This is a genomic window from Burkholderia sp. Bp9031 (assembly GCF_003857965.1).
Classification (GTDB): Bacteria; Pseudomonadota; Gammaproteobacteria; order Burkholderiales; family Burkholderiaceae; genus Burkholderia; species Burkholderia ambifaria_A.
In genome coordinates this window covers 73,325-97,817 of record NZ_QTPW01000028.1, presented here as the reverse complement: position 1 = coordinate 97,817, position 24,493 = coordinate 73,325, and the positions used below count along the sequence as shown (strand labels likewise).

Sequence of the window (24,493 nt, the reverse complement as noted above, 5' to 3'; positions counted from 1 at the left end):
ATGAAGGATTCGAAGGTGATCGTCGCGATCAACAAGGATCCGGAAGCGCCGATCTTCAGCGTGGCCGATTACGGCCTCGTCGGCGATCTGTTCGCGCTCGTGCCGGAGCTCGTGAACGAGCTCGGCTGACGCGGCATGCCGCTTCGGCGGTAAGCATGCAAGAAGACAAGGGGCGCGATGAGCGCCCCTTTTTTGCGGCATGCGGATGAGGGCGGGGCGTTTTTCGATGCGCCGAGCCACGATCATGCAATGCTGCACGAAGCATGCACTCGTGCAAGCAGATGGGCTCGCAGCGTCGATCGTTGGCGTGAAGGGCAACAGCGAGCGTGTACGTGTCGACGCAAGCCCCGTTCCGAGCCGCCAACGTGTTTGCTGCAACGAAGAAGGCGCCCCACAAGGAGCGCCTTCTTCGTGGATGCCGACAGGCCTGCGTCGCCGCAGGCCGTTGCGACTTATGCGTATGCCGGGCGTGTCTGGCCGGCTACATCCTTCAGGTAGCGATGCACCGACAGGTCATCGGCCTGAATCGCCGGCTTCTTGCCCGAGATCAGGTCGGCGAGTAGCTGGCCCGACCCGCACGACATCGTCCAGCCGAGCGTGCCGTGGCCGGTGTTCAGGAACAGGTTCGAGACCGGCGTGCGGCCGACGATCGGCGTGCCGTCCGGCGTCATGGGGCGCAGGCCCGTCCAGAAAGTCGCTTTCGACGTGTCGCCGCCGCCGGGGAACAGGTCGTTCACGCACATTTCGAGCGTTTCGCGGCGCGCGGCGCGCAGGTTTTTGTCGAAGCCGACGATCTCGGCCATACCGCCGACGCGGATGCGCTGGTCGAAACGTGTGATCGCGATCTTGTAGGTTTCGTCGAGCACCGTCGATACGGGGGCAGCCGTCTCGTTGACGATCGGCGCGGTGATCGAATAGCCCTTGAGCGGATAGACCGGAATCTTCATCAGGTTCGAGATGAAGCTGGTCGAGTACGAGCCGAGCGCGACGACATACGCATCCGCGCGCACCGTCTCGCTGCCGCACTGCACGCCGGCGATCTTGCCGCCGGCGATCGCGAGCGCGTCGATCGGCGTGTTGTAGCGGAACTTCACGCCGAGCGATTCCGCGAGCGCCGCGAGGCGCGTCGTGAACAGCTGGCAGTCGCCCGTTTCGTCGCCCGGCAGGCGCAAGCCGCCCGTCAGCTTGTGCGACACGGCCGCGAGTGCGGGTTCGGCATTCTTCAGCTCGGCCGGCGACAGCAGTTCGAACGGCACGTTTGCTTCCTGCAGCACCGCGATGTCCTTGGCCGCGCCATCGAGTTGCTGTTGCGTGCGGAACAGCTGCAGCGTGCCGCCCGTGCGTCCTTCGTACTGGATGCCGGTATCGGCGCGTAGCGCCTGCAGGCAATCGCGGCTGTATTCGGCGAGGCGGACCATGCGGCCCTTGTTGACTGCATAACGCTCGGCCGTGCAGTTGCGCAGCATCTGCCACATCCACTGGAGCTGGAAGCGCGTGCCGTCGAGGCGGATCGCGAGCGGCGCGTGCTTTTCGAACATCCACTTGACGGCCTTCAGCGGCACGCCGGGCGCGGCCCACGGCGCGGCATAGCCGGGCGAGATCTGGCCCGCGTTCGCGAAGCTCGTCTCGAGCGCCGGACCGGCTTCCCGGTCGATCACCGTGACTTCATGACCGGCGCGCGCGAGGTAATACGCGCTTGCCACGCCCACCACACCGCTGCCCAGAATGACGACTCGCATAGCTGCTCCAGATGGAAGGAATCAGGTCGAGGCCGGGCGCACGTGCGTCTCCGTGTAACCTCTAGCTGATCTAGTTTTTTGAGCTATGGTATTGTCGAATGTGTAGGTTTTGTTATCGTATTTTTCAGGTTTTCAGCATAAACCAATGAGAACGCAACGCCAGCCAGTACGCTCGCTCGACAAGCTCGACCGGCGCATCCTCAAACTGCTTCAGGACGACGGCCGGATGGCGATGAAGGACCTCGCGGAACAGGTTGGACTGACCGTGACGCCGTGCATCGAACGCGTGCGGCGCATGGAGCGCGACGGCGTCATTACCGGCTATCACGCTCGCGTCGATCCGGGCCAGCTCGGCGCGGCGCTGCTGGTGTTCGTCGAAATCACGCTCGGCCACAAGGGCGGCAACATGTTCGAGCAGTTCCGTCGCGAAGTGATGAAGATCGACGAGGTGCTCGAATGCCATCTCGTGTCCGGCGACTTCGACTATCTGATCAAGGCGCGGATCGGTGAGATGGCCGACTATCGCAAGCTGCTCGGTGACATCCTGCTGCAACTGCCCGGCGCGGTGCAGTCGAAGAGCTATGTCGTGATGGAGGAAATCAAGGAGACGCTGACGATCTCGGTCGGCGAATGACCGCTGCGGCAGGGCCGTTGCCGGGCCTGCTGTCGGACCCCTTATCTCGCCCTTGGCATGCTGCACCTAATACTGTATAAATATACAGTATTAGGTGCAGGTGAATGGGTGAGCGCATGGACGGTCGGTCCGACAACGAATTTCCGATAGCGCCGCCAGCGCCCCGCAAGGGGCGCGGTGCGGTCGACAACCTCCAGGGGCGGTACGAAACGGCGCTGCGCGAAGCGGTCGACGACGGCTGGACGCACGAATCGGACGACGCGGATTTGCCCGCTCCGCTGCGCACGCAGGTGTTTGAGGAGCGCGCAAAGAGCATCCTGACGCACAACCGGTCACCGGACATTCCGTTCAGCGTGTCGCTCAATCCGTATCGTGGTTGCGAGCACGGCTGCATCTACTGCTTTGCACGGCCGACCCACAGCTATCTCGGCCTGTCGCCGGGGCTCGATTTCGAGAGCCGCATTTATGCGAAGGTCAACGCGGCCGAACTGCTCGAGCGCGAGATTTCGCGCAAGCGTTACGTGCCGGAACCGATCGCGCTTGGCGTCAACACCGACGCATACCAGCCGGTCGAGCGCGACTTGCGCATCACGCGCAGCGTGATCCAGGTGATGCACGATCACGGGCTGCCGTTCGCCGCGATCACGAAATCGTCGCTGATCGAGCGCGATCTCGACCTGCTTGCCCCGATGGCGGAGCGGGGGCAGGTGATGGCCGCGGTCACGATCACGACGCTCGACGCCGATCTCGCGCGCACGCTCGAGCCGCGTGCGGCGACGCCGGCGCGCCGGCTGCGTACGATCCGCGCGCTGCGCGACGCGGGCGTGCCGGTGGGTGTCAGCATCGCACCGATGATCCCGTTCGTCACCGAGCCGGATATGGAACGCGTGCTGGAGGCCTGCGCGGAAGCCGGTGCGACGCATGCGAGCTACATCATCCTGCGGCTGCCTTGGGAAGTCGCGCCACTGTTCAAGAACTGGCTCTCCGCGCATTTTCCCGATCGCGCGGAGCGCGTGATGAATCGCGTGCGCGACATGCGCGGCGGAAAGGATTACGACTCGGATTTCTCGAAACGGATGAAGGGCGAGGGTATCTGGGCCGACCTGTTGCGGCAGCGTTTCCGGCAGGCCGTGAAGCGCCTCGGGTTGAACGAGCGTGCGAACGGCATTCTGGATCTGTCGCAGTTTCGCGGCGCGCCGGCGGCCGGGGCGGCCACTCGGCGCATGGTAGGGGGCGCAACCGGCGTGAAACCGCGTGACGACATGCAGTTGAGCCTGTTCTGATCGGGGCGCGTCGGCGCTTACTGCGAAATCTGCTTCGCCGCTTCGACTTGCGATTCGAAATACGTCTGGAACGACAGCGCGAGCGCGGTCATCAGCAGGAATGCACCAATCAGCAGCGAGAAGATCACGATGAAGATCACTGTCCAGCCCGACCGGCTGTGCTTGCCCGTATCGGCATTGAATTGAGCGTCCCATTTCTCGTCGGGGCGCAGGCCGTAGACGAGCGCGGCGAGGAACGCAGCCAGCAGCGAGATCGCGCCCGGCACGGCGAGCCACCATCCGAGGCCGGCGCTGCGCTGGGTCGCGGCGAGCAGCATGAAACCCGGAATCCCGACGATCGTCGCGAGCAAGTGCGCCCAGCCGTACACGTCGCGAAAGCCGTACAGGTAGAAGCGGTGCGCGCCGAGCGAACCGAACAGGAGCGCGAGGGCGGCGGTGAGCGTCTTGGAGCGGAAGCGGCGGAACGGTGCGGTGCTGCTGGACATGGGTGGCGGCGGGTTATCGTTGGCATGGGCGGCCGGCAGGCCGGCGCGGGGCGCTCGGCCCGGCACGCATTCTACGATGCCCGGTCGGGCCTGGTCACCCCTCGCCTGCGTCAAGGTGCCGCATAGGTGACGCGGTAGATGGCGCCTGCATGGTCGTCGCTGACGAGCAGCGAGCCGTCCGGCAGCGGCAGCACGTCGGCCGGGCGTCCCCACACGGTGCCGTCCGCGCGCAGCCAGCCCGTGATGAATGGTGTCTGGCGTGAGTGGCTGCCGTCGGCTGACACGACCGCGCGCATCACGCGGTAACCGACCTTCGAGCTGCGATTCCACGAGCCGTGTTCGGCAATGAAGATGTTGTTGCGAAACGACGCAGGAAACATCGGTCCCGTATAGAAGCGCATGCCGAGTGCCGCGACGTGCGCACCGAGCTTCAGCACGGGCGGCACATAGCGGCGGCACACGTTGGCGCTCCCGAATTCGGGGTCGGGCGTGTCGCCGCCATGACAGTAGGGAAAGCCGAAGTCGAGCCCCGCGCGTGGCGCGCGGTTGAGCTTGTCGTCGGGCACGTCGTCGCCCATCAGATCGCGCCCGTTGTCGGTGAACCACAATTCACCCGAATCGGGGTGCCATGCGAAGCCGACGGTATTGCGCACGCCGCGGGCAAATACTTCGCGACCGCTGCCGTCGGCGTTCATGCGTGCGATGATCGCGTAGCGGCTACGATCGGCGAGGCACACGTTGCACGGCGCGCCGGTTGGAACGTAGAGTTTGCCGTCGGGGCCGAACGCAATGAATTTCCACCCGTGATGATGTTCGGCCGGCAGTGCGTCCGTCACGACTGCCGGGGTGGGCGGCCTGGCGAGCCGGTCGTCGATGTGGTCGAGGCGCAGGATGCGCGACACGGCTGAGATATAGAGCGCGCCGTCGCGATACGCGACACCGACGGGCATGTCGAGCCCCGATGCGATCACGTACCGGGCCGTGATCCGGCCCTCCTGCATCACGAATGCATGCACGCGGCCTTCCCGCGAGCCGACATATAGAATGCCGCGCGGCGACCACGCCATTTCGCGGGCGGTCGGCACGGCGTCGGTCAGCACGTCGACGCGGAAGCCGGGCGGCACGACGAGTTCGCCCACCGGCGGTGCGGCGCAAGCCGCGGTGGCTGCGAGGCAGGTGACGAGGCCGGCCAGCAAGCCCGCGAGGCGGTGCTGCGCGCGGCGCGCCGGGGTCACGCGAAATAGCGGCATGGCGGCGGGGAGCGTCGTGGACACGACGATTGTATGCCCGGCGGACAGGGCGCCTGCGGAATTTTTGCGCGTAAGTGTTTGTTGTGGCTTTGGTTTCCGGCTATAATCGCACGTTTCAGTAGTTTCGAACCCGGTTTTCCCGAAGGATTTCATATGGTTATCATCCGTCTGGCTCGCGGCGGCTCGAAGAAGCGCCCGTTCTACAACATCGTCGCTACCGATTCGCGCAACCGTCGTGACGGCCGCTTCATCGAGCGCGTCGGCTTCTACAACCCGGTTGCTACGAAGGGCGAATCGCTGCGTATCGCTCAAGATCGCCTGACGTATTGGCAAGGTGTTGGCGCACAACTGTCGCCGACCGTCCAGCGTCTCGTGAAAGAAGCGCAAAAGGCGCAGCCGGCTGCCTAACAATGGCGCGGTGTGCCGGTCGTGCCGGCTGCAAGGAGCATTGATGTCCGGTCACGATTCCGGTAACGCAAAGCGCGGGCGAGCGTCGTTTGGCGCATTCGTCCGCAAGCCGGTCGAGCGCGACGTTGTCGCGAGCGCCGGTGCGGCTGCCGAGCAGGGCAGTCTCGAAGCGGTGCAAGCCTGGCCTGACGATGCTGTCGAGGTCGGGGCGGTGGTCGACGCCTACGGCCTGAAGGGCTGGATCAAGGTGGCGACGCATGCCGACGCCGGTCGCGGCGGCGACGCGCTGCTCAAGGCGCGCCGCTGGTGGCTGGAACGGGGTGGGGAGCGGTTATCCGCCCGCATCCTGCAGTCGAAGACGCACAGTGACACTGTCGTCGCGCATGCCGCAGGTGTCAGCGACCGCGATGCCGCACTCGCTTTGCGCGGCTTTCGCGTGTTCGTGCGCCGGGAGGATTTCCCGGCATTGGACGCGGACGAATTCTATTGGGTCGACCTGATCGGCCTCGAGGTCGTCAACGAGCAATCGGTGGTGCTCGGGACGGTGAGCGGGATGATCGACAACGGCGTGCATTCGATCATGCGCGTCGAGTATCCGGTAGTCGGCAAGGATGGTCGGCCGGCCACCGACGAACGGCTGATTCCGTTCGTCGGCGTCTACGTCAAAACGGTGGATCAGGCGGCACGTCGCATCGTCGTCGACTGGGAAGCCGATTACTAATGAACCAGGTTACGGAGAGCGCGGTGCAGTTCGACGTCGTCACGCTCTTTCCCGAAATGTTCCGTGCGCTGACCGACTGGGGAATTACCAGTCGGGCTGTGAAGCAGGAGCGCTTTGGGTTGCGCACCTGGAACCCGCGTGATTTCACGACGGACAATTACCGCACGGTCGACGATCGTCCGTATGGTGGTGGTCCGGGCATGGTGATGCTGGCCAAGCCGCTCGAGGCCGCGATCGGCGCTGCGAAAGCAGCGCAGGCGGAGCAGGGCATCGCGAGCACGCGTGTGGTGATGATGTCGCCGCAGGGTGCGCCGTTCACGCACGAACGTGCGGTGCGGATGGCGCAGGAACCCGGTTTCATCGTGCTGTGCGGCCGCTACGAAGCGATCGATCAGCGTTTGCTCGATCGTTGCGTCGACGAGGAAATCAGCCTCGGCGATTTCGTTCTGTCCGGTGGTGAACTGCCGGCGATGGCGATGATGGATGCCGTCGTGCGCCTGCTGCCCGGTGTGTTGAACGATGCGCAGTCGGCGGTGCAGGACAGCTTCGCCGACGGGCTGCTCGATTGTCCGCATTACACGCGCCCCGAGGAATACGAGGGGATGCGCGTACCGGACGTGCTGCTCGGCGGGCATCATGCCGAGATCGAACGGTGGCGACGCCAGGAAGCATTGAAGAATACGTTGCGGAAGCGGCCGGACCTGATCGTCCGGGCGCGCCGCGAGAAGTTGTTGAGCCGGGCCGACGAGGCGTGGCTTGCGAACCTCGCACGCGAAGCGAAGAGCGCCTCCTGAGGCGGCGTCGCGGGCGGGAAATGGCGGTGCCGTGCATGCGTGCGCGGTGCCTGATGTAAATCCATCCTCTATCGGGGCCAGGCCTGGAAGCAGGCGGGTGCAAACGCCGACAAGATGGCTTTAGGAGTCAGTGATGAATCTGATTGCAAAACTTGAGCAGGAAGAGATCGAGCGCGCGCTCGCCGGCAAGACGATCCCCGAATTCGCCCCGGGCGACACGGTGATCGTGAACGTGAACGTGGTTGAAGGTAACCGCAAGCGCGTTCAGGCGTACGAAGGCGTCGTGATCGCGATTCGCAACCGTGGCCTGAACTCGAACTTCATCGTCCGCAAGATCTCGTCGGGCGAAGGCGTCGAGCGTACGTTCCAGACCTACTCGCCGCTGCTGGCGAGCATCGTCGTGAAGCGTCGCGGTGATGTGCGTCGCGCGAAGCTGTACTACCTGCGCGAGCGTTCGGGCAAGTCGGCTCGAATCAAGGAAAAGCTGGTGTCGAAGGATCGCGCCGCAGCAGCTTCCCAAGAGTAAGAGCTGTAAGGAAAAAGCACCCTCCCGGGTGCTTTTTTCATTCTGGCGCGACAATATGCTCGATACGTCACGAACCCGAGAGCCCCTTGAATCGCCGCCCCATCATTGATCCCGAAGTGCTGCCCGTCGAAGGCACTGGCGCCGGCCTGCCGTCCATCGATGCCCGCCTGATGACGCCGCCCGGGCTGCGCGAGCGTTTCGCGCGCACGCTCGACTGGAGCGTCGAGCCCGGCGAGGCGAGGCTGCAGGAGGGCGTCGATCCGCGCAGCGCCGCTGTCCTCGTGCCGCTCGTCGTGCGCGAGAGCGGCCTCACCGTGCTGCTGACCCAGCGCGCCGATCACCTGAACGACCACGCCGGGCAGATCAGCTTCCCCGGCGGCCGCCGCGAGCCGTTCGATCGCGATACGACCGCAACCGCGCTGCGCGAGGCGAAGGAAGAAATCGGGCTGGCCGCCGAACGGGTGGAGATTCTCGGCGCGCTGCCCGACTACCTGACGGGTACCGGCTTCTGCGTGGCGCCCGTCGTGGGGCTCGTGCATCCGCCGTTCACCGTGCAGGCCGACACGTTCGAAGTCGCCGAGATTTTCGAAGTGCCGCTCGCGTTCCTGATGAGTCCCGCGAACCACCAGGTGCGCGTGTTCCGCTGGGAAGGCGGCGAGCGTCGTTTTTTTGCGATGCCCTATCCGAATGGCGAATCGGCCGGGCGTTACTTCATCTGGGGCGCAACTGCAGGCATGTTGCGCAATCTGTACCGCTTCTTGGCAGCCGGAGAGCCTCCCGTCTGATCTGGCTCATGCGGCCGGCACCGGGCCTGTCGCGCCAGCAGCCATGCGGCCCTTACGCTGTGCTATCGTTATGCAAAAAATGACATAACTCCGAAGACGGCGCCACGCATGACTTTCTTTTCGGTTCTCCTCGCTCTCATCATCGAACAGGTCCGCGCGTTGTCGCCGAGCAATCCGGTGTTCGCGCTGTTCCAGTTTCATGCGGAAACCGTCGCACATGGCCTCGACGCCGGCAAGCAAAAGCATGGCGTGCTCGCATGGCTCGCAGTCGTGCTGCCGTGGGTGCTGGTCGTCGCGCTGATCTACTTCCTGCTGTACAAGGTGAGCTTCGTGCTCGCGTTCATCTGGAACGTCGTGGTCGTGTATTTCACGCTCGGCTTCCGCCAGTTCAGCCACTATTTCACCGATATCCATCTCGCGCTCAACAACGACGACGTGCCGCGCGCGCGCGAAATCCTGCACGAGTGGACGGGCATCGACACGGTCGATATGCCGGTCGGCGAAATCGTCCGCCATACGCTGATTCATGCGGTCGTCGCGTCGCATCGCCACGTGTTCGGCGTGTTCTTCTGGTACGTGCTGCCGATCGGTCCGGCCGGCGCCGTGCTGTACCGCATCTCCGAATATCTCGCGCGCAGCTGGTCGACGCCGGGCGACGATCGCACGGCTGCGTTCTCGACCTTCGCGCAGCGCGCGTTCTTCGTGATCGACTGGATTCCGTCGCGGCTGACCGCGCTCGGCTTCGCGATCGTCGGCAACTTCGAGGATGCGATCTACGCGTGGCGCAATCACACGCGCCAGTGGCCCGACCCGAACGACGGCGTGCTGCTCGCGGCTGGCAGTGGCGCGCTCGGTGCACGCCTCGCGGGGCCGCTTGCGGAACCGTCGAGCCTCGACGCGCTCGCGGTCGGCGACAGCGGTCCGTTGACGGTCGGTGACGATTGCACGCCGCGCACGCTGCAGTCGGCGGTTGGCCTGGTGTGGCGCGCCGTGATCCTGTGGATGATCTTGCTGTTGATGCTGACGCTGGCGGTCTGGGTATCGTGACGCGATAGTGCGGCATCCGATGAAATGAAAAGGCCGGCTCGATGCCGGCCTTCTTGCTGTGCGTCGGGGCGGTCCATTCAGTCGTCGCGCGGATCGCGCACGGCGCCGCATTGCCAGCAGGCAGTGAACTGGGCTTCGAGCATCTCGCCGCACCGGTGGCAGCGCCACGGCACGGCGCCGGCCGCAGGGCCGTGTGACGCCGCATCGAGGAGCCGCCGCGCGAGCGCATCGTCGCGCTCGTCGTCGAGCCACAGCTCGGGCGCGCACGCGTCGGCGGGCAGGCCACCGAGCGCACCGGTCGCGTAGCAGTTGTGCAACTCGCAACCGATGCCGGCCGCCTGCAGCACGTTCGCCCAATGCTGCGCGGTGGCAAGATCGGGGGCCTTGAAACGCATCGCGGCTCCTGTCGGTGAAGGCCGGGCCGGCCCGGCAGCGTTCTGCCCGCCGCGCGGTCAGCGGACGATCTGGCTCGCCTCGTGCACGAGCTGGGCGTAAAGCGCATGGCGCGACGGCGCAATGCGGCCGTCGGCCACGGCTTCGAGAATCGCGCAGCCGGGCTCGTGCAGATGATGGCAATTATAGAAACGGCAGTCCGCGAGCAGCGGGCGGAATTCCGGGAACGCGCGCTCGAGGCGGCCTTCCGTCAGGTGATAGAGGCCGAACTCCTGGAAACCCGGCGAATCGATCAGCGCGCCGCCACCTTCGAGCGGGTAGAGGCGCGTGAACGTCGTCGTGTGGCGGCCGCTGTTGAGTGCGGCCGAGATTTCGCGGGTCGCGGCTTCGGCATCGGGCACGAGCAGGTTCACGAGCGTCGACTTGCCCATCCCGGACTGGCCGAGCAGGATCGTCGAATGCCCGGCCAGATGCGGCATTAGCTGCGCGCGTGCATCGTCGGGCGAGCCCTTCACCGACAGCTCGAGCACGTCGTAGCCAAGCGCGCGATAGGGCGCGAGGCGCTCGCGGGCGACCGGCAGCGCGGCTTCGACGTCGATCTTGTTCAGCACGACGAGCGGCTTCAGTTCGTTCGCTTCGGCCGCGATCAGCGCGCGACCGAGCAGGTCCTCGCTGAAATAGGGCTCGGTCGCGAGCACGATCAGCAACTGGTCGAGATTGGCCGCGAACAGCTTCGACTTGAACTGGTCGGAGCGGTACAGCAGGTTGCGCCGCTCGCCGATCTCGACGATCACACCCTGGTCGGCCGACGCCTGCTCGTACACGACACGGTCGCCCACTGCGATCTCGCTTTTCTTGCCGCGCGGAAAGCACTGCAGCATCGGGCCGCCGTCGTCGGGCGCGACGATGTAGTGGCGGCCGTGTGCCGCGATCACGCGGCCTTCGACACGCGGCGCGCCCGATGCGCGCGGGGCCGGCTTGCGGGAGGTCGGCCGGCTCATGCGTGCTGCATCAGGCGGTCGATCCGCTGCGACGCAGGCGGATGCGAGTAGTAGAAGGCCGTGTAGACGGGGTCGGGCGTGAGTGTCGACGCGTTGTCCTCGTAGAGCTTCACGAGCGCGCTGACGAGATCCTGCGCGTCGGTCTGGCTGGCCGCGAACGCGTCGGCCTCGAATTCATGCTTGCGCGACGTGAGGCTGCTGAACGGCGTCGCAAAGAACAGGAACACGGGAATCGCGAGGAAGAACAGCACGAGCGCGGCGCCCGCGTTGCTCGTGTCGAGCGACGGCGTGACGCCGAGCCCCGTGTAGAACCAGGTGCGCTGCGCGAGCCAGCCTAGCAGCGCGAGCAGCACGAGACTCAGCACGAACGACACGAGCATCCGCTTCATCACGTGGCGGCGCTTGAAGTGGCCGAGTTCGTGCGCGAGCACGGCCTCGATTTCCTGGCCCGTCAGTCGCGCGAGCAGGGTGTCGAAGAACACGATCCGCTTCGATGCGCCGAAGCCGGTGAAGTATGCGTTGCCGTGCGCGGAGCGGCGGCTGCCGTCCATCACGAACAGGCCTTTCGCCGCGAAGCCGCACCGTTTCATCAGCGACTCGATGCGCGTGCGCAGCGCTTCGTCCTTCAGCGGTTCGAACTTGTTGAAGATCGGCGCGATGAAGGTCGGGTAGATCAGCAGCACGAGCATCTGGAACGCGACCCAGACGATCCAGGTCCACAGCCACCACAGGCTGCCGGCCTGATTCATCAGCCACAGCACAACGAACAGCAGCGGCAGGCCGAGCACGGCGCCGAGCAGCGTGTTCTTCAGCAAGTCGGTGAAGAACAGGCGCTTGGTCATCCGGTTGAAGCCGAAGCGTTGTTCGATCCCGAACTGACGGTAATACTCGAACGGCACGTCGATCACGCCCGTGATCACCAGCACGGCGGCGACGAGCGCGACCTGCTGCCCGTAGCCGCGGCCGAACCAGCCCGTCAGCAGCGTATCGAGCGCGCCGACGCCGCCGAGCAGCGTGAGGCCGACCAGCACGGCCGCGCTGACGACGATCTCGAACATCGCGAGCCGCGTGCGCTCGACGGTGTAGTCGGCCGCGCGCTGGTGGGCGGTCAGCGGAATGGTGGCGCTGAACTGCGCGGGCACGCCGTTGCGGTGTGCGGCGACGAAGCGGATCTGCCGCGACGCGAGCCACAGCTTGGTGACGACCATCGCGAGCACGGCGATCGCGAACAGCAGGGTGAACGAAAAGGGTGACATCGAAGGCGCCAAAGGGTTCTATGCGAGAATTATATGTTCTTGCGGACCGGGCCCGCTCACGCGATGCCGGCCGCCCGGGCGGCGCCGCATCGGCGAGCCCGGTCCGCCATTTTCCAGGATGACTCATGACCGATACCGCCGCTTCCGCCAGCCAGCCCGCGCTCGTGCGCAACGAGTTGAACCTCGTCTGGCTCGACATGGAGATGACGGGCCTCGACCCGGATAACGACCGCATCATCGAAATTGCGGTCGTCGTGACCAATTCCACCCTCGATATCGCGGTGGAAGGCCCCGTGTTCGCGATCCACCAGAGCGACGAAACGCTCGCCAAGATGGACGACTGGAACAAGTCGACGCACGGCCGTTCGGGGCTGATCGACCGCGTGCGCGCGTCGACCGTGACCGAGGCGGACGCCGCCGCGCAGCTGCAGGCGTTCCTCGCGCAGTACGTGTCGCCCGGCAAGTCGCCGATGTGCGGCAACTCGATCTGCCAGGATCGCCGCTTCATGGCGCGCTGGATGCCGGAATTCGAGCGGTTCTTCCACTACCGAAACCTGGACGTCAGCACGCTCAAGGAGCTGTGCCGCCGCTGGCAGCCCGCGATCTACAAGGGCTTCCAGAAGCGCGCGATGCATACTGCACTCGCCGACATCCACGAGTCGATCGACGAGTTGAAGTACTACCGCGAGCATTTCCTGATTCCGGCCGCGTCGGCGCCGGCAGGGGAGTCAGCGCCGGCCGCCTGAGCGGGCCGGCACGCGCGCGGCGTTCGATACACGCTCAGCGCCGCGCGCTCTTCGGCCGGAACGCCGCGACCACCGCGGCGTCGGTCTCGATGTACGGGCCACCGATCAGGTCGATGCAATAGGGCACCGCCGCGAAGATGCCGGGCACGGTCGATTTGCCGTCGGCGTCGCGCAGCCCTTCGAGCGTTTCCCGGATCGACTTCGGCTGGCCGGGCAGGTTGATGATCAGCGCCGCGTGGTCGGCCGTCTCGCGGATCACCGCGACCTGCCGCGACAGGATCGCGGTCGGCACGAAATTCAGGCTGATCTGCCGCATCTGTTCGCCGAATCCCGGCATTTCCTTCGTCGCCACGGCCAGCGTGGCTTCCGGCGTCACGTCGCGGCGCGCGGGGCCGGTGCCGCCGGTCGTCAGCACCAGATCGCAGCCGGCGACGTCGACGAGTTCGGCCAGCGTGGCGGAGATCGTCGGCGCGTCGTCCTGGATTAGCCGGGTTTCGGCGCGCCACGGCGAGCGCAGCGCGCCGGCGAGCCATTCCTGCAGCGCCGGGATGCCCTTGTCCTCGTAGACGCCCGTGCTGGCGCGGTCGCTGATCGACACGAGGCCGACCACGAGTTCGTCCGGGTGGTTACGCTTCGTCGTCATGGTCGTCTCCGGCGTCGTCCGATGCGTCGTCTTCGTCCGCCTCGCCCGTGCCGCTCGCGGTCTTGATCCACTGGAACAGCTCGCGGAAATAGCGCGGCGGCTTGCCTTGCTGTGCTTCCTTGCGCGCATTGCGGATCAGCGTGCGGCCTTCCTGGATGTCGGCTTCGGGGTGCTGGCGGAGGAATTCGGTCAACGCGTCGTCGCTCGCGAGCAGCTGTTCGCGTGTGCGCTCGATCCAGTGCAGGCGCGCGGTCGCGGCCTTGTTGACGCCTCGCTGGGCGTCGAGCGCGGTGCGCAGCGCGGCCGTTTCGTCGTCGGTCAGCGAGCGCATCACGCGGCCGACGTACTGGAGCTGGCGGCGCTTGCCTTCGTGATCGGTGATCCGGCGCGCTTCGCGCACGGCGTCCGCGAGGTCCTCGGGCATCGGCATGCGCTTGAGCGCGTCCTTCGGCAGGTCGACCAGGGCCTGGCCGAGCTCCTGCAGCGCGTGCATCTCGCGTTTCAACTGGGATTTGCTGGGGCGATCGTAGCCATTGTCGGTGTCGTCGTCGGCATGCTCGATCGGCTGGATTCGGGTTTTGCGTGTCATGGGCGGCATTGTATCGCGGCGCGGACACCCCAAGCTTGTCGGTATGTGGCCCCGGACCTTGCTATGATCGCGGGATACGCAACATTTTGAACATGCGGGCGGCTCGCCCGCCACCGGATATCACGACGATGGCAGCCAATCTCGACGTACAAGCGCGCTATTTCCCGCACACGCAGGACCAGCTCAAAGAAATTGCCTCGGACATCCTTCGCCACGCGAAGGCGCTCGGTGCGACGGACGCCGCGACAGAAATCTCCGAAGGCGACGGCCTGTCGGTGTCGGTGCGCCGCGGCGAGGTCGAGACGATCGAACACAACCGCGACAAGATGGTCGGCGTGACGGTGTTCATCGGCAAGAAGCGCGGCAATGCGAGCACGTCGGACTTTTCGCCGGCCGCGATCAAGGATACCGTCGCCGCCGCGTACAACATCGCGCGCTTCACCGCAGAAGACGACGCGGCAGGCCTCGCCGAGGCCGAGCTGCTCGAAACCGACCCGCGCGACCTCGACCTCTATCACCCGTGGGCGCTGACGGCCGACGAGGCCGTCGAACTCGCCCGCCGCGCGGAAGACGCCGCGTTCGCGGTCAGCCCGCAGATCCGCAACTCGGAAGGCGCGAGTGTGTCGGCGCAGCATTCGCAGTTCGTGCTCGCAACGTCGCGCGGCTTCCTCTCCGGTTACCCGTACTCGCGCCACTACATCGCGTGCGCGCCGATCGCGGGCAGCGGTCGCCACATGCAGCGTGACGACTGGTATTCGTCGAAGCGCAGCGCCGTCGATCTCGCGGCGCCGGAAGCCGTCGGGCGCTATGCGGCCGAGCGTGCGCTCGCGCGGATGGGCGCGCGCCGTCTCGATACCCGCAAGGTGCCCGTGCTGTTCGAGGCCCCGCTTGCGGCCGGCCTGCTCGGCGCGTTCGTGCAGGCAGTCAGCGGCGGCGCGCTGTACCGCAAGACGTCGTTCCTCGTCGACAGCCTCGGCAAGCCGGTGTTCGCGCCGCACGTCCAGGTCGTCGAGGATCCGCACGTGCCGCGCGCGATGGGCAGCGCGCCGTTCGACGAGGAAGGTGTGCGCACGCGTGCGCGCAGCGTCGTCAAGGACGGTGTCGTCGAAGGCTATTTCCTGTCGACCTATTCGGCGCGCAAGCTCGGCACGCAGACGACCGGCAACGCAGGCGGCTCGCACAACCTCGCGCTGCGCAGCTCGAACACGCAGCCGGGCGACGACTTCGACGCGATGCTGAAGAAGCTCGGCACGGGCCTTTTGCTGACCGAGCTGATGGGGCAGGGCGTGAACTACGTGACCGGCGATTATTCGCGCGGCGCGGCCGGCTTCTGGGTCGAGAATGGCGTGATCCAGTATCCGGTCGAGGAAATCACCGTCGCGAGCACGCTGCAGGAGATGTTCCGGCATATCGTCGCGATCGGTGCGGATTCGATCGTGCGCGGGACGAAGGAAACGGGCTCGGTGCTGATCGAGCAGATGACGATCGCCGGGCAGTAAGCGGTGCGGCATCGGCCGCCAGGAAACGAAAAAGCCCGACTGGCGCAGAGCCGGTCGGGCTTTTTTATCGCGTGTCGCGCGTCAGTCGCGCTTGCGCGCGTAGACGACGAACGCATAGCCGAACGTGTTCGGCGCGGCAGCCTGGTGGGTGTCGCGCGACACTTCGTGCCAGTGCGCGGGATCGGGCGCCGGGAACGACGCATCGCCATCGAAGTCCGCATCGATCTCGGTGACGATCAGCTTGTCGGCGAGTTCGAGGCCTTCCGCATAGAGCTGCGCACCGCCGATCAGGAATGCTTCGACCACCCCGTCGCGTGCGGCGAGTGCGAGCGCGTCGGCGAGCGACGTGACGGTGTCGCAGCCGTCGAAGCGGCGTGCTGCGTCGCGCGTGACGACGATGTTGCGGCGGCCCGGCAGCGGCCGGCCGATCGACTCGTGGGTCTTGCGGCCCATCACGATCGGTGCGCCCATCGTCGTACGCTTGAAGAATGCGAGGTCCTCGGGAAGTTTCCAGGGCAACTGGTTGTCGCGGCCGATGATGCCGTTGCGGGCGCGCGCGACGATCAGGGTCAACGTCGTCATGAAGGTCGGGGGAAGAGGAGAGCCGGAATGGCGCCGATTCTACCGGAATGGCGGCGTGCGCCGGCTTCGGCGCGGATGCGCCGGCAGTTCCGCTGTGCCGGCGCGCGCACATCGTCGCTGCTCGCGACGATGTGCGCGCCTTCGCATCGCGACGTCATGAATAAAAAGAGTGCCCGCCGGGGGACGGACACAAAAACCGTTCGCGTCGTTGCGTCGACGAAACCCTGCACGATCGGCATCGTCCGCTTCGCATCAATTCAATAGGTGGTCCTCATCAAATCGACGGCGCTCGGTATCGCGTGCGCGTCATCGACGCACGCCGTTCCCGGTATTTCCTTGCATCGCATGCTGTGCATCATCGGGGCGCGGCGCGGGGAGCGGCACGTGCAGCGGCTGTAGCGGAGACGGCGGGGCGATCTCGTCCCACAGCGTCACCGATGTCTTGTCAGACGAACGCGCTTGCGGCACGGCGACGGGTACGACGATGAACTGGTTGTCCTGTTGCATGCCCGGTGCGTTGTCGGCAAGCTGCGCGCGCGCGCGTTCCGCGCTTTCGTCCGCGCGTGCCGGCATGAACAGACACGCGAGCGCGAACGCAATCGTCGCCTGCCCGAAAGACCGTGAAAAAAGTGTTCCCATGGTCGCCTTCTCCGATCCGTTACGCATTCAGCGAAATGCATGCCATCCGGCGAAGAGCGTTGTTGTGTCTATGATTTGCGTGCGAGCATAGTGAATCGAGGTCGAAAACGCGGGGAAATGTTTCAGCCGTGAAACGAAGGTGCTCGGGAATACTGCGGATTCAATCGATACGCTCCAAGGATGAAAATCTGCGCGTGTGTCGATGCAATGAACGTATCGCGCTGTGCGTGCGTTATGTGCAGACGATTGATCTGCGTCGACCGCTGAGCGATAAGACCGCTCGCCCATTCGCGCCGCAATCGGTTTGTCTTATTCGGCGCCTATAACCAAGCTGTCTTGATCGAAAAATAACTGGACGCGAGATAAGCGCCATCATGCGAGGCTTGTTGTTGCCACGCATCGGCATGGCGAATCGAGCCGCTTCGGCTGACCCGATTCGATCCGATTCGATCCTTTTCGCACGCGACTGGCGTGCGCGGCAATCGTTAGACGGTTGATGAACGGGGTGGGCATATGGGAGCCGAGCAGCGGCATGTGATCTATTTCTCGCGCGAACCGAACGACGCGTTGCGCGGGCATTTCGACGAATGCGGGTGGCGCGTCGATCTTGCGGAAAGCGCTCGCGACGTGCGGCGTGTCGTCCAGCACGGCGTGGCATCCGCCGGCCTGCTCGATTTCTCGCCGGGTTTCAGGCCCGCGGATCTGCGCGAACTCGAAGCGTGTCTGAGCATCCAGCACATCGGCTGGATCGCGGCGACCCGGCGTGGCCAGTTGCAGGACGCCACGTTGCGGCATCTCATTCGTGACTATTGCTTCGACTACGTGACGATGCCGTACGAGACGTCGCGCATCGTCGAGACCGTCGGCCATGCGCACGGCATGGTCGCGCTGACCGACACGGTGGCGTCCCCCGTCGGCGCCGGGCGCGCCGAAGGCGAGATGGTCGGCACCTGCGATGCGATGCTCGGGCTCTTCAGGACGATCCGGCGCGTCGCGACGACCGATGCACCGGTGTTCATCTCCGGCGAGTCGGGTACCGGCAAGGAGCTGACGGCCGTCGCGATTCACGAGCGTTCGGCGCGCGCACACGCACCGTTCGTCGCAATCAACTGCGGTGCGATTCCGTCGACGCTGCTGCAAGCCGAACTGTTCGGCTATGAGCGCGGCGCGTTTACGGGCGCGAACCAGCGCAAGATCGGCCGTGTCGAGGCTGCGAACGGCGGCACGCTGTTTCTCGACGAAATCGGCGACCTGCCGCTCGAGAGCCAGGCGAGCCTCTTGCGGTTCCTGCAGGAAGGCAAGATCGAGCGGCTCGGCGCGCATGTATCGGTGCAGGTCGACGTGCGCGTGATCTGCGCGACACATGTGGACATGGAAGCGGCGCTGCGCGAAGGGCGGTTCCGCGAGGATCTGTTCCACCGTCTGTGCGTGCTGAAGATCGAGGAGCCGCCGCTGCGCGCGCGCGGCAAGGATATCGAGGTGCTCGCACGCCACATGCTCGAGCGTTTCAAGGGCGATGCGCATCGCCGCCTGCGCGGCTTCTCTCCGGACGCGATCGCCGCGCTCTATGGCTATTCATGGCCGGGCAACGTGCGCGAGCTGATCAATCGCGTGCGCCGCGCGATCGTGATGTCGGAGGGCCGGATGATTACCGCGGCCGATCTCGAGCTCCATGAATTCGCGGTACTGGCGCCCGTATCGCTCACCGAGGCGAGGGAAGCGGCCGAACGGCAGGCGATCGAGCAGGCGCTGCTGCGTCATCGCGGCCGTTTCGCCGATGCGGCGCGCGAGCTCGGTGTGTCGCGTGTCACGCTCTACAGGCTGATGTGCGCACACGGAATGCGCGACCGCAGCGACCCGCTGGGCGGGTTTTCGGCGTCGTTGCCGGAGGTTCCGCATCACGCTTGCTAAAATTGGCGGGTGACGGCCGCCCTCGCGGCCGAAGGAACCCGCATGAAACAGTACCTCGACCTCGTTCGCACCATCCTCGACACCGGCACCTGGCAGGAAAACCGCACGGGCATCCGCACCATCAGCATGCCCGGCGCGATGCTGCGGTTCGACCTGCAGCAAGGCTTCCCGGCCGTGACGACCAAGAAGCTGGCGTTCAAGTCCGCGATCGGCGAGTTGGTCGGTTTCCTGCGCGCGTCGCGCAGCGCGGCCGATTTCCGTGCGCTCGGCTGCAAGGTCTGGGATGCGAACGCGAACGACAACGCGCAGTGGCTCGCGAACCCGTACCGCCAGGGCGTCGACGACCTGGGTGACGTGTACGGCGTGCAATGGCGCCAGTGGCCCGGCTACAAGGTGCTCGACGCGGGCGCCGACGCGCAGATCGCCGACGCGACGCGCCGCGGTTTCCGGGTCGTCACGCGTTTCGACGAGGACGGTGCGCCGAAGGTGCTGGTGTACAAGGCGATCGACCAGTTGCGCCAGTGTCTCGACACGATCATGGAGAACCCGGCGGACCGCCGCATTCTGTTTCATGCATGGAATCCGGCCGTGCTCGACCAGATCGCGCTGCCCGCGTGCCATCTGCTGTATCAGTTCCTGCCGAACGTCGCGAAGCGCGAGATTTCGCTGTGTCTGTATATCCGCAGCAATGACGTCGGGCTCGGCACGCCGTTCAACCTGACCGAAGGCGCCGCGCTGCTGTCGCTCGTCGGCCGGCTGACGGGCTACACGCCGCGCTGGTTCACGTATTTCATCGGTGACGCGCACATCTACGAGAACCAGCTCGACATGTTGCAGCAGCAACTCACGCGCGAGCCGTACGAAAGCCCGCGGCTCGAGATCGCCGAGCGCGTGCCGGACTACGCGAAGACGGGCGTGTATGCGCCCGAATGGCTCGAGCAGATCGAGCCGTCCGATTTCTCGCTCGTCGGCTACCGGCACCATGAGCCGCTGACCGCGCCGATGGCGGTCTGAGCAGCGGCGCCCGCTGGCTGCGCGGGTTGTACGACCCGCATCCGGCAGAGTGAAGAAGGCCCGACCGGCATACCTGCCGGTCGGGCCTTTCTGTTTCTTCGGGCGATCGTTACTGATGACGCCGCTCGTCGTGGCCGCCGGGCGGCGGATTGCTCGGGTGCGGCGCCTCGACGTGCGGCGTCGGTTGCGGCCGCGGTTCCATGTGCGGTGCGGGCATCGACGGTCGCGGTTCCATGCGAGGTGCGGGCATCGACGGCCGCGGCTCCATGCGCGGAGCCTGCGGTTGCGGTCGCGGCATTTCATGCGCCACGTGTGCGGGTGGGCGGTACTCGTTCACGCGCGGCGGTGCGACTTCGCGGTGCGGTGCCGGTTGCGCGAATTCGGGGCGCGGTTGCGGCGCCGGCGCAGTCCGCTCCGGACGCGGCTGCGCATGTTGGGCCGGCGTCGGGAAATCGGGGCGCGGACGCGGCTGCGGAATCTGCGCGGTCGTGTCGGGTCGCGGTTGCGGCGACGCACGCGGCGTTTCCTGCCGCCCGCCGGGTTGCGTTACGGGCGCGCCTTCCTGATGCGGGACCGGCGCTGCGCCGCGCACGGGCGGCAACGCATTCTGGCCCGCTGCGTGGAGCGCGGTCGGCGGCGTCGCGCGCTGACGCTCCATCGGTGTGTGCGGCTGCATCCAGGCAGGGGCGGGCGCCGCGGCTGCATGCGCGTTGTCGCGCGGGGCCGGCTCGTTGCCGGCCGTCGGCGGGTGCGGGACGCCATTTCCCGGACCCAATGCCTGATGCGGAGCCGGATTGCCCGGCGCCTGCGGCGTCGCGCCGTTGGCGAAGCGCGGCGCATTGGGGGCCTCGCCGTTCATCGGTCGCATGCCATTCTGCACGAGCGGCATCGGCGCGCCTGGCCGTGCCGCCTGTGTCGGGGCCGGCTGGCCTTCGTGCGGCGCGTGCGCCGGTTGCACGACGGGGCCGTGCGGATTCACGAGCTGCACGTTGCGCATCGCCCATGCGCCGGCTTTCGGATTGCCCGGCACGCGGACCGGGCGAGCCGTATAGTCGGCCGGTACGCTGGTCCTGGCGACAGGGGCGCCCGCGCCGGGCACGTGTCCGCCCTGCCGTGCGAGATGGGCGGCCGCCTGGTCGCGATACGCGGCCGGCACCGCCGGATTGCGCGTTGCGACGAACGTGTGCTGGCCGATCGCCGCCGGCGGCCGGTAGCTGGCCGCGCGCAATCCGCCGGTAAAGCTCTGGCGCACCGGCGCAATGCCGGGCGTGCCCGGCATCACGTGCGCGTTGCGCCATTGCTTCGGATCGACGTGTTGCGAGAAGTGCGCGACCGGCTGGCCGTGCACGAAGGCGGACGCCGGCACGGCCGTAATCGCGTGCGGTGCGCGGAAGTTCACGTACGTCTTGTTGATGTTCGTGATGTTGGTGATGTTCGTCACGTTCACGGTCTTGTTCACCGTGACGTTATTGACCACGATGTTCCGGTTCACGCGATCGTAGTAGTGCGGGCTCCAGCCGCCCCAGCCGGGATGCCACGGTTCGCCCGGGCCGAGTGCGAACCATGCGCAGCCGGCTGCGGCGACGCCGCCGACCGTCAGCGCGACGCTCCAGTCGGGACCGCCGCCGCCGCCCACGAATGCGACGAGCGCCGGCGCGTAGACGGGCGGCTGGCTGACCACCGTCGGGCCGGGCACCCACGCCCAGCTGTCGTCCACATAGGCCCAGCGGCCGTAGTGGTACGGCGCGAAGCCCCACGGCGCATCGTCGACCCACGTCCAGCCCCACGGTGCCTGCCAGATCCAGTGACCGTCGTGATACGGCGCCCAGTCGGCCGGTGTGTCGTTGGGCACCCAGACCGCACCGTAGTTCGGGGTCTCGCGCCACGTGCCGTTCGCGTCGAGATCCTGGTAGCCGGGAATATCGCGCGACACGTAGCGGGCCGATACCGAGCGCTGCTCGGCTGCATCGCGGCTGGCGGCCCACTGATCGAGCGCATCCGGGGCCGGCGCGGCCGATTGCTGCGCGACCTGCAGGTCGGTGCCGGTGAACACGACCTGCTGGCCGGGCGACAGCGGGTACTGCCCATTGCTGCCGTACACGGTCGCGCTGCCGCTGCGCACGGTCACCGTCGTGCTCGCGCCGTTCGGCGCGACATCGACGCGATAGTCGCCGGGGCCCGTGATGCCGAGCGCGAGATTGGGCGTATCGATTTCGTACGACCCGCCGGACGGCAGATCGCGCACGTGCGTCGATACGGTGCCGAGTCCGACCTTCAGTTGCGTCGTCGTGTCGTCGAGGTTCAGCACCGACAGGCTCGTCGATTCACCGAGCCGCACCGCGGTCGAGCCGATGTGCAGCTCCGAGCGCGCACCGGCGTCGTTCCACAGCTGGTCGCCCGTCGTCAGCGGCCGGTTCACGGCGGCGTACGACCACGTATCGGTGCCGGCCGGCTCCGTCGTCACGGCACCCGACATGTAGTTGAGCCGGGCGACGCGGCTTGGCGGATCACCGCCCGGCTGCCGGGCGGCGGTCGCATACGGTGCGGCCGGGGTCGCTTGCGCGAATGCGGGGGGCAGGGTCGCCAGCGCGGCGAACGCGAGCAGCGTGCAGCGTGCGGTTCGCTTGAGCGTGAACAGGGAAGCCATGATGAGCGTCTTCGTCGTGATCGCGGCGCGTCGATTCGTGCCGTCCAGTTCACAATATCCGCTCGGCCTGTTTCAGTGCTCGGTGTTTTGTAAGTCGGATGGCACGCGATGTAACAAAACCTGTCCATCGAGCGCCGTTGTTGCCCGGTCGCAATGCGCGTGTCAAGCGGACGTAAGCCCGGACGCAAGCCAGTCGTCGAAAAGCTGCTGTCCGGGCACGGTGACCCGCAGCACGCGCGGCCGTGCGGTGCGCTCGATCCAGCCGTGTGCGCAAAAGCTGTCGAGCAGTGCCGCGCCGAGCGCGCCGCCGAGATGCGCGCGGCGCTCGCTCCAGTCGAGGCAACCGCATGCGAAGCGGCGCCGGCGCGCGCGCTGCTGCGCGACGTCGATGCCCCAGCGTGCGAGTGCCTGCGTGCCGAGCTCGGTGGTCTCGATCGCGTCGCCGTCCGCACGCAGCCAGCCGCGCGCGGTGAGCCCGTCGAAGATGCGGACCGCGAGTTCGCCGGCCATGTGGTCGTAGCAGGTGCGGGCGTAACGCAGCTCGGCCGGCACCGTGCGCGACGGCGGCGGCACCGGGCGGTTCGGCGCGGCCGCGCGGGCCACGTTCGCGAGCGCCTCGAGCGATGCTGCGATGTCGGCCGATGCAAGCCGGTAGTAGCGGTGCCGGCCGCGCACGTCGAGCGCGAGCAGGCCGCCTTCGGTCAGGCGCGAGAGATGCGCGCTCGCCGCGGACGGCGACAGCCCCGCGATCATCGTCAGTTCGCCGGCCGGACGCGCGCTGCCGTCCATCAGCATCCACAGCATCGCGGCGCGCCCCGGATCGGCAATCAGTGCGCCGATCCGGCTCAGGCCGGGAAAGTGGTGGTCGTCTTGATCGGTCATCATCGTGTCTCGTCGGGCGGAATGACTGCAGTGTAGGCGTTGCGTACATTCGATGTTTCGCGTTCGGATGAAATGTCGGATGCGGCGGGGTGCGTACGGCCGCGGCCGGCGACCGCGCACGCGTAGAATGACCGGACGCGGCGGCAGTGGGCCGCCGGATGCGACACGATGCAACGATGAAGACGATTTTCTGCCTGTTGGCGGCTGCGCTCGTCTGCGCGGCCTGTGCGCAGGGCGGCGCGGGTGCCGCCGGCGAGCGGGGCGGCAGCCTCGAGATGTACGGGACGATCGATCAGGGAATCACGGTGCGCCGCTGACGGGGCGCCGAATCTCCGTGCCGATGCCGGTTCAACGCGTGGGTGGCCACCCGGCGGGAACTGCGACGTGTTGTCGCAGTGCAACGTATAATGCGCCGATTGCCGTACCCCGCCGCCTGGAGCTACCACGATGTCCCAACCGTCCCCCGTACCGGCCGCCCTCGACCGCACCGAAACCGTATTCCGCTTCCTCGCCGAGCCGTCGTCCGTGAACTTCGGCGGCAAGGTGCACGGCGGCGCACTGATGAAGTGGATCGACGAGGTCGCGTATGCGTGCGCGGCAGTCTGGTCGAGCCGCTACTGCGTGACGGTCAGCGTCGGCAACATCCGTTTCCAGCGTCCGATTCTCGTCGGTAACCTGGTTGAACTGAAGGCGCGCGTCGTCGCGACGGGCCGCACCAGCATGCACATCCATGTGTCCGTGCATGCCGGCGATCCGAAAGGCGGCGTGCTGCGCCAGACGACCGACTGCCTGGTCGTGTTCGTCGCGGTTGACGAGAACGGCAACCCAGTGCCGGTGCCGCCGTTCGTGCCCGAGACCGACGAGCAGAAGGTGCTGGCGAAATATGCGGCCGACGTGCGCGCCGCGCTCGACAAGATCGTCGAGATGAAGCCCGAGGAAGTGGCGAAGGGCACCGTCTGACGGTACCGGGCGCCGGGCGCCGGGCGCCGCGTTCGCGCCGCGCCCGTCCCGTCATCGCG

Annotated in this window: 27 protein-coding genes and 1 pseudogene; 16 read left to right on the top strand and 12 right to left on the bottom strand. The window is 66.6% G+C overall.

Features of this window, described 5'->3' with window-relative positions; genetic code table 11:
* Nucleotides 1-129: pseudogene (locus DIE15_RS28525) on the top strand (electron transfer flavoprotein subunit alpha/FixB family protein); the annotation flags it as partial.
* 323 nt (nucleotides 130-452) lie between these two features.
* Here DIE15_RS28525 and DIE15_RS28520 read toward each other — a convergent pair.
* Nucleotides 453-1,739 carry a D-amino acid dehydrogenase gene (locus DIE15_RS28520; protein ID WP_124834880.1) on the bottom strand — a complete coding sequence of 429 codons (1,287 nt, stop codon included), beginning with the start codon at nucleotides 1,737-1,739 and terminating at the stop codon, nucleotides 453-455.
* A 145-nt stretch (nucleotides 1,740-1,884) separates the two neighbouring features.
* On the opposite strand from DIE15_RS28520, the gene DIE15_RS28515 reads away from it, so the two are divergent.
* Both DIE15_RS28515 and DIE15_RS28510 read left to right on the top strand, forming a co-directional pair.
* Nucleotides 1,885-2,373 (top strand): Lrp/AsnC ligand binding domain-containing protein, encoded by a 489-nt coding sequence (locus tag DIE15_RS28515; RefSeq protein WP_006762687.1) that lies wholly within the window; start codon nucleotides 1,885-1,887, stop codon nucleotides 2,371-2,373.
* A gap of 104 nt (nucleotides 2,374-2,477) precedes the next feature.
* Nucleotides 2,478-3,656, top strand: a complete 1,179-nt coding sequence (locus DIE15_RS28510; protein ID WP_124834879.1) for a PA0069 family radical SAM protein — start codon at nucleotides 2,478-2,480, stop codon at nucleotides 3,654-3,656.
* Nucleotides 3,657-3,673: 17 nt separating this feature from the next.
* Here DIE15_RS28510 and DIE15_RS28505 read toward each other — a convergent pair whose 3' ends face one another.
* On the bottom strand, nucleotides 3,674-4,141 hold the full coding sequence (locus tag DIE15_RS28505) for an NINE protein (protein WP_057928095.1): 468 nt from the start codon (nucleotides 4,139-4,141) through the stop codon (nucleotides 3,674-3,676).
* 110 nt (nucleotides 4,142-4,251) lie between these two features.
* Nucleotides 4,252-5,391, bottom strand: a complete 1,140-nt coding sequence (locus DIE15_RS28500) for a sorbosone dehydrogenase family protein (RefSeq protein ID WP_057928094.1) — start codon at nucleotides 5,389-5,391, stop codon at nucleotides 4,252-4,254.
* Nucleotides 5,392-5,544: 153 nt separating this feature from the next.
* On the opposite strand from DIE15_RS28500, the gene rpsP reads away from it, so the two are divergent.
* The 6 genes from rpsP (at nucleotide 5,545) to DIE15_RS28470 (ending at nucleotide 9,672) form a co-directional block, all read left to right on the top strand.
* Nucleotides 5,545-5,799, top strand: coding sequence for a 30S ribosomal protein S16 (rpsP, locus tag DIE15_RS28495; RefSeq protein WP_006476550.1), 255 nt, complete (start codon nucleotides 5,545-5,547; stop codon nucleotides 5,797-5,799).
* A gap of 43 nt (nucleotides 5,800-5,842) precedes the next feature.
* Complete coding sequence (gene rimM / locus DIE15_RS28490; protein ID WP_124834878.1) at nucleotides 5,843-6,520, top strand: ribosome maturation factor RimM; 678 nt, start codon at nucleotides 5,843-5,845, stop codon at nucleotides 6,518-6,520.
* Nucleotides 6,520-7,314 carry a tRNA (guanosine(37)-N1)-methyltransferase TrmD gene (gene trmD, locus DIE15_RS28485; RefSeq protein WP_057928092.1) on the top strand — a complete coding sequence of 265 codons (795 nt, stop codon included), beginning with the start codon at nucleotides 6,520-6,522 and terminating at the stop codon, nucleotides 7,312-7,314. Before rimM ends, trmD begins: the two co-directional genes overlap by 1 nt.
* Nucleotides 7,315-7,447: 133 nt before the next feature.
* On the top strand, nucleotides 7,448-7,840 hold the full coding sequence (rplS, locus tag DIE15_RS28480) for a 50S ribosomal protein L19 (RefSeq protein ID WP_006753174.1): 393 nt from the start codon (nucleotides 7,448-7,450) through the stop codon (nucleotides 7,838-7,840).
* Nucleotides 7,841-7,926: 86 nt separating this feature from the next.
* Nucleotides 7,927-8,625: a CoA pyrophosphatase gene (locus DIE15_RS28475; protein WP_057928091.1), complete on the top strand. Its 699-nt coding sequence runs from the start codon at nucleotides 7,927-7,929 to the stop codon at nucleotides 8,623-8,625.
* Nucleotides 8,626-8,733: 108 nt separating this feature from the next.
* Nucleotides 8,734-9,672 (top strand): CobD/CbiB family protein, encoded by a 939-nt coding sequence (locus DIE15_RS28470; protein ID WP_057928090.1) that lies wholly within the window; start codon nucleotides 8,734-8,736, stop codon nucleotides 9,670-9,672.
* Between the two features lie 77 nt (nucleotides 9,673-9,749).
* On the opposite strand, the gene DIE15_RS28465 is transcribed toward DIE15_RS28470, so the two are convergent.
* The 3 genes from DIE15_RS28465 to DIE15_RS28455 are packed head-to-tail and all read right to left on the bottom strand — an operon-like array spanning nucleotide 9,750 to nucleotide 12,322.
* On the bottom strand, nucleotides 9,750-10,067 hold the full coding sequence (locus tag DIE15_RS28465) for a putative signal transducing protein (RefSeq protein ID WP_057928089.1): 318 nt from the start codon (nucleotides 10,065-10,067) through the stop codon (nucleotides 9,750-9,752).
* Between the two features lie 57 nt (nucleotides 10,068-10,124).
* Nucleotides 10,125-11,066 carry a ribosome small subunit-dependent GTPase A gene (gene rsgA, locus DIE15_RS28460; RefSeq protein ID WP_057928088.1) on the bottom strand — a complete coding sequence of 314 codons (942 nt, stop codon included), beginning with the start codon at nucleotides 11,064-11,066 and terminating at the stop codon, nucleotides 10,125-10,127.
* On the bottom strand, nucleotides 11,063-12,322 hold the full coding sequence (locus DIE15_RS28455; protein ID WP_057928087.1) for a M48 family metallopeptidase: 1,260 nt from the start codon (nucleotides 12,320-12,322) through the stop codon (nucleotides 11,063-11,065). The genes rsgA and DIE15_RS28455 overlap by 4 nt, the downstream gene beginning before the upstream one ends.
* A gap of 125 nt (nucleotides 12,323-12,447) precedes the next feature.
* Between DIE15_RS28455 and orn the strand changes: the two genes are divergently transcribed.
* Nucleotides 12,448-13,068: an oligoribonuclease gene (orn, locus tag DIE15_RS28450; RefSeq protein WP_057928086.1), complete on the top strand. Its 621-nt coding sequence runs from the start codon at nucleotides 12,448-12,450 to the stop codon at nucleotides 13,066-13,068.
* 34 nt (nucleotides 13,069-13,102) lie between these two features.
* Here orn and mog read toward each other — a convergent pair whose 3' ends face one another.
* Nucleotides 13,103-13,711, bottom strand: coding sequence for a molybdopterin adenylyltransferase (gene mog / locus DIE15_RS28445; protein ID WP_124834877.1), 609 nt, complete (start codon nucleotides 13,709-13,711; stop codon nucleotides 13,103-13,105).
* A complete protein-coding gene (gene yjgA, locus DIE15_RS28440; protein ID WP_311771987.1) occupies nucleotides 13,695-14,300 on the bottom strand; it encodes a ribosome biogenesis factor YjgA in 606 nt (201 codons plus the stop codon). The genes mog and yjgA overlap by 17 nt, the downstream gene beginning before the upstream one ends.
* 128 nt (nucleotides 14,301-14,428) lie before the next feature.
* Here yjgA and pmbA point away from each other — a divergent pair, with 128 nt between their 5' ends.
* Nucleotides 14,429-15,799 (top strand): metalloprotease PmbA, encoded by a 1,371-nt coding sequence (pmbA, locus tag DIE15_RS28435; protein WP_057928084.1) that lies wholly within the window; start codon nucleotides 14,429-14,431, stop codon nucleotides 15,797-15,799.
* Between the two features lie 81 nt (nucleotides 15,800-15,880).
* Here the strand turns inward: pmbA and DIE15_RS28430 are convergent, their stop codons facing one another.
* Nucleotides 15,881-16,381 carry a dihydrofolate reductase gene (locus DIE15_RS28430; protein ID WP_057928083.1) on the bottom strand — a complete coding sequence of 167 codons (501 nt, stop codon included), beginning with the start codon at nucleotides 16,379-16,381 and terminating at the stop codon, nucleotides 15,881-15,883.
* 27 nt (nucleotides 16,382-16,408) lie between these two features.
* On the opposite strand from DIE15_RS28430, the gene DIE15_RS28425 reads away from it, so the two are divergent.
* On the top strand, nucleotides 16,409-16,645 hold the full coding sequence (locus DIE15_RS28425; RefSeq protein ID WP_124834875.1) for a hypothetical protein: 237 nt from the start codon (nucleotides 16,409-16,411) through the stop codon (nucleotides 16,643-16,645).
* Between the two features lie 42 nt (nucleotides 16,646-16,687).
* Here DIE15_RS28425 and DIE15_RS28420 read toward each other — a convergent pair whose 3' ends face one another.
* Nucleotides 16,688-17,020 (bottom strand): hypothetical protein, encoded by a 333-nt coding sequence (locus tag DIE15_RS28420; protein WP_057928081.1) that lies wholly within the window; start codon nucleotides 17,018-17,020, stop codon nucleotides 16,688-16,690.
* Nucleotides 17,021-17,533: 513 nt separating this feature from the next.
* On the opposite strand from DIE15_RS28420, the gene DIE15_RS28410 reads away from it, so the two are divergent.
* Both DIE15_RS28410 and DIE15_RS28405 read left to right on the top strand, forming a co-directional pair.
* On the top strand, nucleotides 17,534-18,931 hold the full coding sequence (locus tag DIE15_RS28410) for a sigma-54 dependent transcriptional regulator (RefSeq protein WP_124834874.1): 1,398 nt from the start codon (nucleotides 17,534-17,536) through the stop codon (nucleotides 18,929-18,931).
* Nucleotides 18,932-18,973: 42 nt separating this feature from the next.
* The gene (locus DIE15_RS28405; protein WP_057928142.1) at nucleotides 18,974-19,945 is read left to right on the top strand and encodes a thymidylate synthase; all 972 of its coding nucleotides are present in this window, start codon (nucleotides 18,974-18,976) and stop codon (nucleotides 19,943-19,945) included.
* 109 nt (nucleotides 19,946-20,054) lie between these two features.
* Here the strand turns inward: DIE15_RS28405 and DIE15_RS28400 are convergent, their stop codons facing one another.
* Nucleotides 20,055-22,592, bottom strand: a complete 2,538-nt coding sequence (locus tag DIE15_RS28400; RefSeq protein ID WP_124834873.1) for a DUF6600 domain-containing protein — start codon at nucleotides 22,590-22,592, stop codon at nucleotides 20,055-20,057.
* A 162-nt stretch (nucleotides 22,593-22,754) separates the two neighbouring features.
* Nucleotides 22,755-23,474, bottom strand: a complete 720-nt coding sequence (locus DIE15_RS28390; protein ID WP_124834882.1) for a helix-turn-helix transcriptional regulator — start codon at nucleotides 23,472-23,474, stop codon at nucleotides 22,755-22,757.
* Nucleotides 23,475-23,650: 176 nt separating this feature from the next.
* Between DIE15_RS28390 and DIE15_RS37190 the strand changes: the two genes are divergently transcribed.
* Nucleotides 23,651-23,791: a hypothetical protein gene (locus DIE15_RS37190; RefSeq protein ID WP_006753078.1), complete on the top strand. Its 141-nt coding sequence runs from the start codon at nucleotides 23,651-23,653 to the stop codon at nucleotides 23,789-23,791.
* Between the two features lie 130 nt (nucleotides 23,792-23,921).
* Nucleotides 23,922-24,434 (top strand): acyl-CoA thioesterase, encoded by a 513-nt coding sequence (locus DIE15_RS28385; protein WP_014897688.1) that lies wholly within the window; start codon nucleotides 23,922-23,924, stop codon nucleotides 24,432-24,434.
* The last annotated feature ends 59 nt before the right edge of the window (nucleotides 24,435-24,493 follow it).

Excerpts from the sequence above, each read along its gene's own strand:
- DIE15_RS28520 (WP_124834880.1), bottom strand. The coding sequence starts at position 1,739 with ATGCGAGTCGTCATTCTGGGCAGCGGTGTGGTGGGCGTGGCAAGCGCG.
- DIE15_RS28515 (WP_006762687.1), top strand. The coding sequence starts at position 1,885 with ATGAGAACGCAACGCCAGCCAGTACGCTCGCTCGACAAGCTCGACCGG.
- DIE15_RS28510 (WP_124834879.1), top strand. The coding sequence starts at position 2,478 with ATGGGTGAGCGCATGGACGGTCGGTCCGACAACGAATTTCCGATAGCG.
- DIE15_RS28505 (WP_057928095.1), bottom strand. The coding sequence starts at position 4,141 with ATGTCCAGCAGCACCGCACCGTTCCGCCGCTTCCGCTCCAAGACGCTC.
- DIE15_RS28500 (WP_057928094.1), bottom strand. The coding sequence starts at position 5,391 with ATGCCGCTATTTCGCGTGACCCCGGCGCGCCGCGCGCAGCACCGCCTC.
- rpsP (WP_006476550.1), top strand. The coding sequence starts at position 5,545 with ATGGTTATCATCCGTCTGGCTCGCGGCGGCTCGAAGAAGCGCCCGTTC.
- rimM (WP_124834878.1), top strand. The coding sequence starts at position 5,843 with ATGTCCGGTCACGATTCCGGTAACGCAAAGCGCGGGCGAGCGTCGTTT.
- trmD (WP_057928092.1), top strand. The coding sequence starts at position 6,520 with ATGAACCAGGTTACGGAGAGCGCGGTGCAGTTCGACGTCGTCACGCTC.
- rplS (WP_006753174.1), top strand. The coding sequence starts at position 7,448 with ATGAATCTGATTGCAAAACTTGAGCAGGAAGAGATCGAGCGCGCGCTC.
- DIE15_RS28470 (WP_057928090.1), top strand. The coding sequence starts at position 8,734 with ATGACTTTCTTTTCGGTTCTCCTCGCTCTCATCATCGAACAGGTCCGC.
- DIE15_RS28465 (WP_057928089.1), bottom strand. The coding sequence starts at position 10,067 with ATGCGTTTCAAGGCCCCCGATCTTGCCACCGCGCAGCATTGGGCGAAC.
- rsgA (WP_057928088.1), bottom strand. The coding sequence starts at position 11,066 with ATGAGCCGGCCGACCTCCCGCAAGCCGGCCCCGCGCGCATCGGGCGCG.
- DIE15_RS28455 (WP_057928087.1), bottom strand. The coding sequence starts at position 12,322 with ATGTCACCCTTTTCGTTCACCCTGCTGTTCGCGATCGCCGTGCTCGCG.
- orn (WP_057928086.1), top strand. The coding sequence starts at position 12,448 with ATGACCGATACCGCCGCTTCCGCCAGCCAGCCCGCGCTCGTGCGCAAC.
- mog (WP_124834877.1), bottom strand. The coding sequence starts at position 13,711 with ATGACGACGAAGCGTAACCACCCGGACGAACTCGTGGTCGGCCTCGTG.
- yjgA (WP_311771987.1), bottom strand. The coding sequence starts at position 14,300 with ATGACACGCAAAACCCGAATCCAGCCGATCGAGCATGCCGACGACGAC.
- pmbA (WP_057928084.1), top strand. The coding sequence starts at position 14,429 with ATGGCAGCCAATCTCGACGTACAAGCGCGCTATTTCCCGCACACGCAG.
- DIE15_RS28430 (WP_057928083.1), bottom strand. The coding sequence starts at position 16,381 with ATGACGACGTTGACCCTGATCGTCGCGCGCGCCCGCAACGGCATCATC.
- DIE15_RS28425 (WP_124834875.1), top strand. The coding sequence starts at position 16,409 with ATGGCGCCGATTCTACCGGAATGGCGGCGTGCGCCGGCTTCGGCGCGG.
- DIE15_RS28420 (WP_057928081.1), bottom strand. The coding sequence starts at position 17,020 with ATGGGAACACTTTTTTCACGGTCTTTCGGGCAGGCGACGATTGCGTTC.
- DIE15_RS28410 (WP_124834874.1), top strand. The coding sequence starts at position 17,534 with ATGGGAGCCGAGCAGCGGCATGTGATCTATTTCTCGCGCGAACCGAAC.
- DIE15_RS28405 (WP_057928142.1), top strand. The coding sequence starts at position 18,974 with ATGAAACAGTACCTCGACCTCGTTCGCACCATCCTCGACACCGGCACC.
- DIE15_RS28400 (WP_124834873.1), bottom strand. The coding sequence starts at position 22,592 with ATGGCTTCCCTGTTCACGCTCAAGCGAACCGCACGCTGCACGCTGCTC.
- DIE15_RS28390 (WP_124834882.1), bottom strand. The coding sequence starts at position 23,474 with ATGACCGATCAAGACGACCACCACTTTCCCGGCCTGAGCCGGATCGGC.
- DIE15_RS37190 (WP_006753078.1), top strand. The coding sequence starts at position 23,651 with ATGAAGACGATTTTCTGCCTGTTGGCGGCTGCGCTCGTCTGCGCGGCC.
- DIE15_RS28385 (WP_014897688.1), top strand. The coding sequence starts at position 23,922 with ATGTCCCAACCGTCCCCCGTACCGGCCGCCCTCGACCGCACCGAAACC.